The organism is Cupriavidus sp. UYPR2.512 (assembly GCF_000379565.1).
Lineage (GTDB): Bacteria > Pseudomonadota > Gammaproteobacteria > Burkholderiales > Burkholderiaceae > Cupriavidus.
Genome location: NZ_KB902865.1, coordinates 59,720 through 72,726 on the forward strand (window position 1 = coordinate 59,720; position 13,007 = coordinate 72,726).

Annotated in this window: 9 protein-coding genes; 7 read left to right on the plus strand and 2 right to left on the minus strand. The window is 65.1% G+C overall.

The window, feature by feature from the left end; all coding sequences use genetic code 11:
• The first annotated feature begins 114 nt into the window (after window positions 1-114).
• From A3A5_RS0106190 to A3A5_RS0106200, 3 genes are all read left to right on the plus strand, one after another.
• Window positions 115-1,326, plus strand: coding sequence for a carboxylate--amine ligase (locus A3A5_RS0106190; RefSeq protein WP_026200510.1), 1,212 nt, complete (start codon window positions 115-117; stop codon window positions 1,324-1,326).
• Window positions 1,323-2,639 carry an NAD(P)-binding domain-containing protein gene (locus A3A5_RS0106195; RefSeq protein ID WP_018309745.1) on the plus strand — a complete coding sequence of 439 codons (1,317 nt, stop codon included), beginning with the start codon at window positions 1,323-1,325 and terminating at the stop codon, window positions 2,637-2,639. Before A3A5_RS0106190 ends, A3A5_RS0106195 begins: the two co-directional genes overlap by 4 nt.
• A 130-nt stretch (window positions 2,640-2,769) precedes the next feature.
• Complete coding sequence (locus A3A5_RS0106200; protein WP_018309746.1) at window positions 2,770-3,933, plus strand: acyltransferase; 1,164 nt, start codon at window positions 2,770-2,772, stop codon at window positions 3,931-3,933.
• Window positions 3,934-4,026: 93 nt separating this feature from the next.
• Here A3A5_RS0106200 and A3A5_RS0106205 read toward each other — a convergent pair whose 3' ends face one another.
• Both A3A5_RS0106205 and A3A5_RS0106210 read right to left on the minus strand, forming a co-directional pair.
• Entirely contained in the window at window positions 4,027-5,208 is a 1,182-nt protein-coding gene (locus A3A5_RS0106205) for a hypothetical protein (protein ID WP_018309747.1), read from the minus strand.
• Window positions 5,209-5,255: 47 nt separating this feature from the next.
• Window positions 5,256-6,509, minus strand: coding sequence for an oligosaccharide flippase family protein (locus tag A3A5_RS0106210; protein ID WP_018309748.1), 1,254 nt, complete (start codon window positions 6,507-6,509; stop codon window positions 5,256-5,258).
• Between the two features lie 649 nt (window positions 6,510-7,158).
• Between A3A5_RS0106210 and A3A5_RS0106215 the strand changes: the two genes are divergently transcribed.
• From A3A5_RS0106215 to A3A5_RS37740, 4 genes are all read left to right on the plus strand, one after another.
• Window positions 7,159-8,325: a polysaccharide biosynthesis/export family protein gene (locus A3A5_RS0106215; RefSeq protein WP_018309749.1), complete on the plus strand. Its 1,167-nt coding sequence runs from the start codon at window positions 7,159-7,161 to the stop codon at window positions 8,323-8,325.
• A gap of 11 nt (window positions 8,326-8,336) precedes the next feature.
• A complete protein-coding gene (locus A3A5_RS0106220) occupies window positions 8,337-8,810 on the plus strand; it encodes a low molecular weight protein-tyrosine-phosphatase (protein ID WP_018309750.1) in 474 nt (157 codons plus the stop codon).
• Window positions 8,807-11,038, plus strand: coding sequence for a polysaccharide biosynthesis tyrosine autokinase (locus A3A5_RS0106225; RefSeq protein WP_018309751.1), 2,232 nt, complete (start codon window positions 8,807-8,809; stop codon window positions 11,036-11,038). Before A3A5_RS0106220 ends, A3A5_RS0106225 begins: the two co-directional genes overlap by 4 nt.
• 255 nt (window positions 11,039-11,293) lie before the next feature.
• Entirely contained in the window at window positions 11,294-12,916 is a 1,623-nt protein-coding gene (locus A3A5_RS37740; RefSeq protein ID WP_232431280.1) for a right-handed parallel beta-helix repeat-containing protein, read from the plus strand.
• The last annotated feature ends 91 nt before the right edge of the window (window positions 12,917-13,007 follow it).

Here is a 13,007-nt window from a genome sequence, read left to right on the forward strand (position 1 = left end):
GGCACCGGTATCGACGCGACAGGCAGACCGTGCGGACCTCGCCAGGCACCCCCTTCCTGCCCTTTTTCTGGCCCCTTCCGGCCTCAGTGCAGCGCCTAACACTTCCCGGAAATCATGATGAAAAGCACGCTGGATCCGGCAGAGACAACCGCGGCGGTAGTCGTCGGCGGCGAACTCGGCGGGCTTGGATTAGTGCGGTCATTGGCGGGCAAGGGAATTCCCGTCCTCCTGGCAGACACCGGGCACACCACGCCGGCGTCCTGGTCCCGCCATGCGCGCCGGCACATCATTCGAAGCCTGGTCGGCCGCGAATTCACCGAAGACCTGATTGCGCTCGCCCGGCGTCTCGGCCAGCGGCCCGTCCTGTTCCTGACCGACGAGGATGCCGTGCACAGCGTCTCGGAAAACCGGGATGAGCTGTCGGAATGGTTCCGGTTCTGCGTGCCGCCGGCGCAAGGCGTGCGCATGCTCAGCAGCAAGTCGGCCTTCCATTGCTTTGCCGAAGAGAACGGCTTCCCGGTGCCGCGCACGGTCATCATGAACGGACAACTCGACGTGCCCCTGCTGTCCGGCCTGCGCTATCCCGCCGTGATCAAGCCCGACGACAAGCGCCAGGCCCTGACCGGGGACAAGGAGCGCGCAATCCGCGTGCAATCGCTTGCCGAGGGACAAGCCCACGCCCGCGCCATGCTGCGCACCCCCGGCGGCATCGTGGCGCAGGAATGGATCGAAGGCCCGCAGAGCAATATCCATTTCACGCTCTTCTACCGCGGCATGGATGGCAAGGCCGCGGCGGTGTTCACGGGCAGGAAGCTCGCCTGCTGGCCGCCGGAAATCGGCAGCACCGCCGTCTGCGTTGCGGCCCCCGAAGCCAGCGAGGAACTGGAGCCGATCACGCTGGCCTTCGCCGAGCGCGCTAGCTTCTACGGCATGGGCAGCATGGAATACAAGTGGGACGAGATCCACCGGCGCTTCGTGATGATCGAGCCGACCGTCGGGCGGATCGACTGGCAGGAGGAAATCGCCACGCTGTGCGGGGTCAATATCCCGCTCGCGGCCTACCGGCATGAACTGGGCCTGCCCGACCTGCCGGCGGCCACGGCGCCGCCCGGCGGCGCGGTCTGGCGCGCGACCTTCCTCCGTTCCGCGCCGCGCAGCCTGATGCCGCACGGCGCGCGCATTTTCGACGGTTATTTCCGTTGGGATGACCCGCTGCCTGCCATCCAACACTACTGCCTGAGCATGCCGCTCGACCGCTTCCTGCTGCACTGGAGCGGCTGGTTTCCTTCCACGCGCCGCGACCAGGTCCAACAGGAACAGCAATGATCTCGACCACCGACACTGCGATTATCGGGGCTGGCCCGTATGGACTGTCGATCTCGGCCCACCTCAGCGACGCCGGCGTGCCCCACCAGGTGCTGGGGGAACCCATGCTGGCCTGGCGCAATTTCATGCCGCCCGGGATGCTGATGCGATCGGAGGCCTTCGCCTCCGACTTGTACGCGCCCCACGCCGGCTACCGGCTGGAGGATTACTGCCGCCTCATGCACCTGCCCTATGCCCCCATCGGCATGCGCCTGCCGCTTGAACGGTTTGTCGAGTACGGGCTCTGGTTCCAGTCGCAGCTCGTTGGCCACGTCCGCCCGGTGGACGTCACGGAGTTGCGCCGCCAGGACGACGGCTTCCTCCTGTCCCTGAGCAACGGGAGCGCCCTGGCCGCACGGCGCGTGGTGGTCGCCCTCGGGCTCAAGGGGTTCGAGCAGACGCCGACAGTGCTGCAGGGGCTGCCCAGGCCGCATGTGCTGCACTCGGGTGAGATCGGCAACCTGGCATGGGCCCGGGGCAAGCGCATCGTGATCGTCGGCGGCGGGCAGTCGGCGCTTGGCCTGGCGGCACTGTTCAACGAACTGGGCGCCCATGTCCGTGTGCTGGTCCGGGGCGGCATCATTTCCTGGAACGAAGATCCGGAAGTCGGACGCAGCCTGCTGTCGCGCATGCTGCGTCCCGAGGGCGGGCTGGCCCAGGGCTGGTATCCCTATGTCCTGTCTGAGTTCCCGTACCTGTTCCGGGGTGTCGGGCAGCGAACGCGCAAGCGCATCGCCGAGGCCTCGTTCGGCCCCTCCGGGGCGTGGTGGCTGCGTGACCGGGTGGCCGGCAAGATCGAGCTCCGGATGAACACCACGGTCCGGCACGTCGCGATCCGCAACGACGAGGTGGTGCTGGAGGTAAGCGGTGAGAACGGACCGGCAACCATCACCGGCGACCACGTCGTCGCCGCCACCGGGTTCAAGGTCGACCTGGCCAGGCATGCCTTCCTGTCGCCGGAAATCGTCAGCGCGCTGTCGCTCGTCGATGGCTGGTCGGACGTGTCGCGCAACTTCGAATCCGCCATGCCGGGGCTCTATATCACCGGACCGGCGTCGGCGCTGAGCTTCGGGCCGGTACTGCGCTTTGTCTATGGCGCCAAGTATGCCGCGCCCCGCATCGCGCGGCATATCAGCCGGTGCCACGCCGCGGAAGGCGGCAGCCGTGCCTTCGATGCGCCCGCCGTGCCGCAGCCCCTGGCCGAGAGCCGCACCGGCGTGTTATCGCATCCTCCGGCGGCGGCGTTCCAGGAAGCGAAAAGCCCCGCCGAATAGCACCCTGCGCCAGCAGCGGTCCATCGCCAGCCGAGGCCGGCGTCCGGCGGTGACCGAAGCAACAGGCGGGCGCACATCTATCAGACCGGCCACCAGCCGACTTCGGCATTGACAGAAACGGGAGCGTTCGATGCAACAGTTCAAGCCACTCACCAGCCTGCGGCTGTTCCTGGCCCTATGGGTATTGTGCAGGCACTATTTCCATGTCTACGAGCCGGACGCCATGTTCTTCAACATCGGCTTCACCAGCACGTACTTCGATCATGGCTACCTGGGCGTCGACGGCTTCTTTATCCTGAGCGGCTTCATCCTCGCCTACAACTACGATCCGGCGCCGGGGCAGCAGCTGCAGTGGAAAAAGTTCATCGTGGCGCGGATCGCCCGCATCTACCCGGTCTACCTCTTCTGCCTGCTCGCCTTCGCGCTTTCCGTGATCGCCCGCGACCTGGCCCTGCATACGCACAATGTCGGCTCGGGCAGCTACACCTTGTCCAGCTTCGTGCCGGAAGCGCTGATGCTGGGCGCGTGGCAGTACGCCGGGCCGAGCGGGTGGAATGACGTCGGCTGGTCGGTCAGCGCCGAATGGTTTGCCTATGTCTTCTTCCCTCTGTTCCTGCTGGCAGCGCCACGCCTGAACAAGGCCCGCATCGCCATGGCCGGCTGCCTGGCCCTGGCGGCCCTCGCGGCAGTGGAAGCCACCTCGCCCGATCACCTGGCGCTGAGCGGCGGCGTGGCACGGCTGGTACCGGAATTCCTGCTGGGGGTGCTGCTCCGCCGGCTGCGCGAAGCGATGCCGCACAACAACGGTTTCGCCGCTGGCGGCATACTGTCGCTGGGGGTCTGCGTGCTCGGCGTCGGACTGGGGCTGGATGTCCTGTTCGTCGCCGGCGCGGCCGGGCTGGTGTTCTTCCTCTCCTACGAAAAGGATGCTCTCACCCGCGTGCTGTCGCTGCGCAGCCTCGTCTTCCTCGGCGAGGTCTCCTACTGCATTTATATCGTGCAGCGCATTCCGCAATACATGTTCGCCTTCGCGCGGGGCAAGATGGCGAGCCTTGCCGCCCTGCCGGGGGTAGCGCAGGCAGCGTTGCTGCTGGCGTTGACGGTCGGCATCGCCATCCTGCTGCATTTCGTCGTCGAGAAGCCGATGCGGACTTATATCAATCGCCGCTTTGGTGCCAGGGCAAAGCCAGTGGGAGTATCAGAGCGACCCACTGATTCGCGGGACACGGAGTACGCAGCCGCCTCAGGTCAGCAAGGCAGGCGCGCACGGGGCACTGGATCAAGGGCTGGGTAAGGGGGCGACGCCGCCCATCTGCGCGGATTGTTGCGTGGGCGGCGGATGATGGTGATGGCCAGGCGGGCCGACGTGGCGGCAAGCGGCTGAAACTCAGCGGCTGGTACCGAGCGGCTGGTACTCAGCGGCCGAAGCCCGGCGCCTGACCTGCCTTTCCCTGACATTGCAGATCAGCAGGCAGACCAGCATCGGCACGAACATCCACTTCTGCCGCACGGAGATGCCCAGGTTCGCCGTCATCGGCGCCAGGATCAGCCAGGTGCCGGCGCAGTAGATCCAGAGAAACGCCGCGTTCCTCAGTACCACGCGATCGCCTCGCCGGCGAATCATCCCCCAGACACCGAGCACCGCGAGCACCAGCAGCACCACGTTGTCCAGCGACGCCGCCAGGCCGAAGATGCCGTTTGCCTCGTACGGCAGGGGCCGGAAGACATAGGTGAAGAGCTGCATCGGCAGCGACATGCTGCCGATGTCGATGCCGCCCCCGCCATGCTGGTTGTAGCCCTGGCGCTTTTCGACGTAGGTCTCGATGGATTCGCCGTCCGCCGGCATCTCCAGGCCGGCGTATTGGATGGTGAACGGCACGATAGCCGCGGAGGCGGCCAATGCCACACTGACCAGAGCGGCCCGCCACTTCCAGGGGACCTTCGCCGAGAACACCATCGAGGCAGCGAGCGACAGGATCATGATCGCCGCGATGTGCGGCCGCACCAGGAACATGCAGGCGATGGCGATGATCATGAGCCAGCTGCGGCGCGGCATGGACATGCTTGCCCATAGCGCAAGGCTGGTGGCCATGAAGGCGACCGAATCCTTGCCGATGGCGGCGCTCCAGAAGCTGATCGACGGCAGCAGCACGATCACCACGGCCAGCCTGCGCAGGAATCGGCTCCGGTCCTGTGTCACCGTGCGCAGCACCGCGTCAAACGCCAGCAGGCCGATCGTCCCGAAGATGTTGAAGACAAAGAACACCCCCACGTACGAGAAGCCGAGGTAGATGGAAAAGATATGCGTGAAGTAGCTCACGCCGCGCGTGCCGATGCCAAACTCGGGTGACGGCGCCAGCGACGCCTCGAAGTAGTCCGCGGCGTCTCCGCCGCTCTCCATCACCAGCTTGGCGTAGAAGATGGAGAAAATGGTGTGCCAGACATAGAGAAACAGCCCCCATTTCGGCCGGGTGCCGAACTTGCGGCCCATGCTCACCGCCACGGGTGCGCCCAGCATCAGCACGAGCGTCGCGCTGATGACATGCCACGCGGAAGATGCGTATTCCATGGTCGAAACCCCAAGCAAGAGTTGGCCGCCTCAGGCGCGCCAGCCGGTCACACCGCCTGCTCCATTGCGACCGGCTCACGGGAGCGGATGAAGAAGCCGATGCCGGCAATCACCGCTACCAAATTGCCTGCGATATAGCCATAGACGGCGCCCCGGGCACCGTGGATGGGGATCGCGATCAGATCCACCAGGATCATGGTGCCCAGCACCAGCAGCCATTTCTCCACCAGCCAGTTCGGCTTGCGCAGGTAGATCACCAGCAGCGACAGGGCCGCATCGGCGAACACCAGCCCGGATGCCATCGCGGAAAGCCGCAGCAGGCTGGCCGCGGCATCATAGTGATCGCCGTAGATCAGGGCGATGATCCAGGGCGCGCAGTAAGCCAGCACTGCGCCTCCCGCGACCCCCATGAAGACCATGCCGGCGACGACGTACAGCACATTGCGCCGTACCAGCGTCAGGGTCGGCTGCGCGTAGATCATCAACGGCGCCACCGAGCTCGCGACGATCGCGCTGAGCATCATGAAGTTGTCCAGGACCTGCATGGAGGCGGCATAGCCGCCAAGCTCGAACAGGGAAATGTGCGGCTTGAGCAGGAGTTGATCGATGCGCTTGGCGCAGAGCATCAGGATCATGCTCGCCCAGAACACCGTGCCGTCGCGCAACAGCTTCCTGGCAAGAGACCAGTCAAGCTCGACCGCCACCCGGGGGCTGCGCTTGCTGTAGTAGCGGGCGTGCAGCACGGCAAACAACAGCGACTCCACCGCCACCACCCAGGCAAAGACCGGCGCGGAGTCCGTGCCTGCCAGGTAGAGCCCGGAGACCGCAATCATCCGGAAGGCGAGGCCGACCATGCTGAAGATCACGGCAGGGCGGCTGTCGGTACGCGCCTGCAGCCAGGTCCGGACCGCGCCGAAGGGTTCGCGGAACAGCATGGGGATGCCAGTGATGAAGACGATCACGACAATGACCTCGTCGTCTTCCGTCATTGCCACGACCACCACCAGCAGCAGGTAGCCCACCACGGCGGCAATCTCGCGCAGGCCGAATACATGGGCCAGCAGCCGGTGTTGCGCGGCCGGCGCCTGGTCCGCAACCAGGCGCGGGATGACCACTTCATTGCCACAGATCAGGGCGACCGCTGATGCAATCAGCACCAGCGACTGAGCGTACTGGAACTCGGCAAAGCCTTCGGGACCGACGGCGCGTGCGATCATGGCCACGCTCACGATGCCTAACACCACCTGCAGGCCACGCTCGAAGACCAGCCAGAATACATTGCGGGCGATCTGCATACGCATGCCAGGTCTCTCCGGAAAGAAGCTCATAATAGTCGTTGCCGGCAGGGCCGCCGAATGATCCGCGCGGCCTGCCAGTCTTGCCGGTTTTCGTTGGAACCCCTATCAAAAGCACGCTGGCTTGGTTGCGCGATACTGCCGTACAACTGTTGCTGTCCGGGGCCGCGCGCCTTGCCAGGACCGTATCCGCTGCGTTCTGATGACGCATCCCGGCACTAACCTCAGTTGCCGCGGCTGCGCCCGGCGCTGCCACCCGGTTGGCCGGGCGCTTGCACCGATTCTAAATATTCTGCCCCCCAGCAGTTGCGCTCACTGTTGTCCCCCGCACACTGCGGGGCGCCCCGTCAGGGCTGCCCCCATGGACATGGCCTATGCTCCATTCGCTGACCAGACATGCGGCCGTGCCGGCTGTGTGTTCCCGCAGACTACATCCTGGCCAGGGCGGCACCATCGTCCAGATGGCCGTCTCCTCCCGATGGAGGAGGGGAGCCGCCATCCGTGCCGTGCTGCTTTCGGTCCTGCCGTGGTCGGGGCTCTCGCTTGAAAGCAATGTGTGTCAGCGCACCGAGACTTTCACCCGGCCTTCCTACGATCAATGCATCGTGGGTGAAGTACCGGCTTGGTTGCCTGCCCGCTTCGCGAGGAGATCGCCGTGAGATCAATCTACAGCTGCGCCATCCAGCGCCCCAATCAGCCGAAGCGCCGCGGCGCTGCGGCGTCGCTGCTGCCCCTCCTGGCCAGCGCGCTGCTGACGGCATGCGCCGCCTCCCCTGGCATGGTTTTCGACAGCAACGCACCAGTCAAGGCGGTCGGCCCCAACGCAACGCCCACTGTGACGCCGATCACGCTCGATCTCGTGCGCGAACTGCGCCACAAGATCAAGCCCGCCAACGAGCGCGTCGAAGAGCTGTACGCCCCGGCGCAGCCTTACCGGATCGGCCCGGGCGACATTATTTCAGTGGTGGTCTGGGACCACCCCGAACTGGTCTTCCCGACCCAGACCTATAGCCCCGGCGCGAGCTTCGAAATCCCCGCATCGACCGGTGGCTCCAACCTGCCCGGCTACGTGGTGAGCGCACAGGGAGACATCCAGTTTCCCTATGCTGGCTCGCTCAAGGTCGCTGGCAAGACCGCCAACCAGGTGCGCGACGAAACCGCCCGCATCCTCTCCCGCGTGGTGCGCAATCCACAAATGACCGTGCGCGTGCTGGGCTTCCGCAGCCAGCGCGTCTATGTCGATGGCGAAGTGCGCACGCCCGGCATGCTCGCCATCGACGATGCGCCGATGACGCTGGTCGAAGCGCTCAACCGTGCCGGCGGCGTGCTGAACCTGACCGGCGACAACAGCCGCATACGCGTGACGCGCGGCGAACGCAGCTGGTACGTCAATATTCCGGCCCTGCTGGCCAGGGGCAAGGATCCGGCCCGCATCATGCTGCGCTCCGGTGACATCGTGCGTGTGGAACAGCGCGAGGACAACAAGATCTTCGTGACCGGCGAAGTAGGGAAGCCGACGTCGCTGCTGATGCGCAATGGCCGCATGACGCTGAACGAGGCACTGGGTGACGCAGGCGGCGTGAACCCGGGCACGGCCAACGCGGAGCAGATCTTCGTGATCCGCAAGGCGCCCAACGGCGAACCTGCGGTATTCCACCTGGACGGCACCTCGCCGGCGGCGCTGGCCATTGCCGAAGGCTTTGAGCTGGAGCCGAAAGACGTGGTCTATGTCGACGCCCGCGACCTGGTTCGCTGGAGCCGCGTGATGAGCCTGCTGCTGCCGTCCACGTCGCTGGTCGGCACTGCGGCAGGAATCAAGTGAGTGAAACCGGCATGTCCAGAACCATCCTCGTCGTCTGCCTCGGCAATATCTGCCGCAGCCCGATGGCGGCAGTGCTGCTCAACCGCGCCCTCCCCGGCTTCGATGTGACCTCGGCCGGACTTGCGCCGCCTGTCGGTGCCGCGGCCGATCCGCGCGCCGTGCGCTTGCTGGCCCACGAGGGCTGCGACCTCGCCGGCCACCGGGCGCGCGCCGTCGATAGTGTCCTGGTGGAATCCGCCGACCTGGTACTGGTCATGGAGAGCCTCCAGCGCGAAGCGCTCGAACAGCGCTTCCCGCAGTCGCGCGGCAAGACCTTCCGGCTTTGCGAAGGCATGGATCTCGACGTGCCCGATCCGTACGGCAGTTCGCAGCAGATGTTCAGCATTGTCCTGGAGATGATCAAGCAGGGAATCTTGTCCTGGTCGTCGCAACTGGAACAGGAACACGCCATTGCGTCGAGTGACAGCCACAGGGAGGCGACATGAGAACGATAACCAACCGAGATGACGCGATCGAGGAAGCCGCAGACCAGGACAAGTCTGTCGACCTGACCGCCTACATCGACATTCTGGTCCGCTACCGTTGGACGTTCTGCGGCGTCGCCATCTTTGTCGTCACGCTGGGCCTGCTCTACGCCATGGTGGCCTCGCCGGTCTACCGCACCGACATCGTGGTCCAGGTGGAAGAGAGCAATGGCGGAGGTGCCAGCAAGCTGGCCACGTCGATATCGCCGGTGCTGGACATCAAGCCGGCGGCTACGGCGGAAATGGAGCTGCTGCGTTCGCGCATGGTGGTGGGCAAGGCCGTGGCATCCCTGCATCTGGATGTCGAGGCGCAGCCGCGCTACTTTCCGTTGATCGGGCAGACCATCGCGCACTTCAAGCGCGAACTGTCCAACCCGGGCCTGTTCGGCTGGGGTGGCTATGCCTGGGGCAGCGAATCGATTGCGGTCAAGGAGCTGGAGGTGCCGGAATCGATGGAAGACCGCAGGATCGACCTGACCGCGACCGGCAACGGCGGTTATTCGGTGTCGTTCAATGGCGGCGACGCCAGGGCCAGCGGCAAGGTCGGCGCGCCCCTGTCGATCGCCACGCCGACCGGCGCCGTCCGCCTGCTGGTGAGCCAGCTCGACGCGCGCCCCGGCGCCAGGTTCGAACTGCGCCGGCTGCCACGCAGCACCGCCATCGCACGCCTGCAGGGCAAGCTCGTGATCACCGAGCGCGGCAGGCAAAGCGGCGTGATCGGCATCTCGCTGGAAGGCGACGACCCTGCGATGGTAGCGGCCACGCTCAACGAGATCGGCAACGCCTATGTCGAGCAGAACGTGCTGCGCAAGGCTGCCGAAGCAGAGAAGTCGCTGGCCTTCCTGGAACGGCAAATGCCTCAGCTCAAGCAGCAGGTCGAGACCTCAGAGAACCGCTATAACGCCATGCGCAACCAGCGCGGCACGGTTGACCTGCCCGAGGAATCCAAGCTGATGCTGAACCAGTCGGTCCAGCTCCAGACCAAGCTGCAAGAGCTTCGGCAGAAGCGGCAAGAGCTGGACGCGCGCTTCATGCCCAACCACCCTGTCATTTCCCTGATCGACGCCCAGATCGCCAGCGTCAACGCCCAGATCAACGGCCTGGCGGGCCGCATCCAGAAGCTGCCTGACGTCGAGCAGAACGTGCTGCGCCTGATGCGCGACGTAAAGGTCAGCACCGAAATGCTGCAGTCCTTGCTGAACGATGTGCAGCAGCTCAGGCTGATGAAGGCCAGCAAGGTGGGTAACTCGCGCCTGGTCGACTCGGCGGAAGTGCCGCTCGGCCCGATCCGCCCGAACCGCGAGGTGATTGCCACGCTGGCGGTCGTGCTCGGCCTGATCGCCGGCCTGGTTGCGGTGGTGCTGCGCCATGCCTTCAACGGCGGCGTCGCGGACGCCGACGAGATCGAGCGCAGGACGGGCCTGGTGGTCTACACCACGATCCCCTTCGCCCCGCAGGAAGCGCAGACGCGGGACGCCGCAAGCGGTGGCGGCTTGCTGGTACGCGAGCAGCCGGACGATCCCGCGGTGGAGACGCTGCGCAGTTTCCGCACCGCCCTGCAGTTCGCGCTGGCCGGCAACAAGAACCGGACCGTGGTCATCACGGGTCCGGCGCCCGGCGTCGGCAAGTCCTTTATCTGCGCGAACTTCTCGGCGATCGCCGCCAGCGGCCGGCGTGTGCTGCTGATTGACGCCGACCTGCGGCGCGGATCGCTGCATCGCCGCTTTGGCGCACAGCGCACGCCCGGGCTCACTGAACTGTTGCTGGGCGCGCCGTTCGAACGGGTCGTGCAGAGAGAGGTCGCGCCTGGCCTGGACTTCATCTCGACCGGGAGCGAGCCGCCGCATGCGGCGGATGTCCTGCTCAGCCCCGCCATGGAGAACTTGCTCGACACACTCACCAAGCGCTACGACCTGGTCCTGATCGACACCCCGCCCATCCTGGCCGCCACCGACGCCGGCATCCTGGCGGGCAAGGCCGCGGCGGTCTTCCTGGTGGCGCTCGCAGAGAAGACCACCGTGAACGAACTGCAGGCATCCTATCGGGCCCTCAAGCAGAGTGGGGCGGACGTCAAGGGTGTGCTGCTCAACGGCCTGCGCATCGAGGGGCGCTGGTACCGGGCGCATTACTACTTCGGCAAATACCGTTACCTTGGCGAGTACAGCGCGAAGCCGCCAAAGCGGGCCTGAGGAAGGTCAGCCGGCAAGTGCCACGGGCTTCGGACAACCGTTGGTGTGCTCCCTCTCCCGCGTGCGGGAGAGGGTTGGGGTGAGGGCCGGTGTATCCACGAAGTACCTCCGGTGGTATGCCGCCGCCTGCCCTCACCCCCTGCCCCTCTCCCGCAAGCTGGAGAGGGGAGAAAACCAGCGGCATGATCCGCGATCACCGATGCTGACCTCGGGCCGATGCTGGCCCGACCACAGCCAGCGGTCATTCAAGGGGACATGATGTCTGCTCCGCACAAGCGAAAGAAATCGAAGCGCCTCTGGCCGTCCGTCTCCGCTGTCGCCTGTTCTTCGTTCCTGCTGCTTCCGAACTACGCGCAGGCCGGATCCCGGGCGACAAGCGGGAGTGCGAATGAGACCCGGCAAGGTTCCGGCAACCCATCGGGCGCACGCGCGGCAGACGCCGCGGCCACGAAGCCCTCCGGACGTCCGGATCCCTGCCCGCTCCTGAGCGCCGAGAAACAGGCTTATCCCGGCGCCACCGTGAGGTCCATCACCTCCTACGGTGCCAGGGGAGATGGCGTCACGGATGAATATCTGGCCTTCCAGATGATGGCGGCGGATATTTCCAATCAACGGTTTACCAGGCGCCAGATCGTATATTTCCCCAAGGGCACCTACTACATCGATCGCTACGCCGTCACCCGCGGTCCCTGGACGAACCATAACCAGAATATCCGGCTGCTGAAAGCCAGCAACTTCAGCCTGATCGGCTGCACCGGGTCCGTGGTTTCCTTCAAGGGGAACTTCACCATCACCAACGACCACTTCTCTGGCCGATCATGGTATTCGGCCAGGCACCAGCTCGGGTTCGAGATCAGGAACGCCAGCAACTTCAGGATCTCGGGCCTGGAGCTCAATGGCAACGTCGACAAGCTGTCGCGGCCGCCCTCGGCGAATGGCAAGCCCCTGAGTGAAACGCCTTCCTTTGGCATCCAGACGCACGCGAGTTCCAACTATGAACTCAGCCACCTGAAGATCCATCACTTTGCCTGCGATGGCCTGTTCATCGGCGGCGACTTCACCGCCGATCTCAATGGCACCATCCACGCGGTGGATTCGTACAACAATGCCCGTCAGGGCATGAGCATCATGCAGGCAAGATCCTTCCGCATCACCAACTCCTCATTCCGCAACACGGGCCTGACCGACGGGGCCTACCCTACCCACGCGCCCGCCGCCGGGGTGGATATCGAGCCAGACGGGACGCCGGCCGACGGCGTGACTGCAAGAACCGGAGACATGGTCTTCGATGCCTGCCGCTTCGTGAACAACAAAGGCTCGCAGTTCGTCGGCGGCGACAATGGCCGCAACACCGAGAACGTCACCATCCGGAATTCGGAATTCGTCGGCCGGGCCGGGAACAAGCACCCTTACGTGATCATCCTGTCGGCGCCCGGAGCCGTCATTGAAAACAATCAGATCGATACCATCGACGGCGGTGTTTATCCCTCTTTCTCGGAAGGCATTGGCGACATGAAGGCAGTGAATACGATCGTCAGGGGAAACACCATCAGGAGCAGTGGCGTCGGGCTCCAGGCGGCCGATGCGGGGGCAAGCGTCGTGATCGAGAACAACACCTTCATCAGCACGCACGGGCCTGACTACCGCGACGATTTTCCCAATATCAGGGCCGGGGTTGCCAGCTTCTCAGGCAACAAGCTTTCCTATCCGCACAAGAACTTCGGCTCCAGGTCGGTGGTCGGCATCATCAAGGCAGCCACGTTCATGAACAACTCGATCACGACGGACCTGACCAGTGGCAACTACTCCATCAAGGTGGGCGCCGGTGCCGATGCTGCAAACAACGTCGTTGGTGCCCATATCCTGCTCGCGCCATAGCGGCCTCGCGCCGGCGCGCTGACCTGACTTGCACGCCATCGCGTTGCCGCCGCGGCCCATTCCTGCGGCAGGACACTAACGGACTGCACGC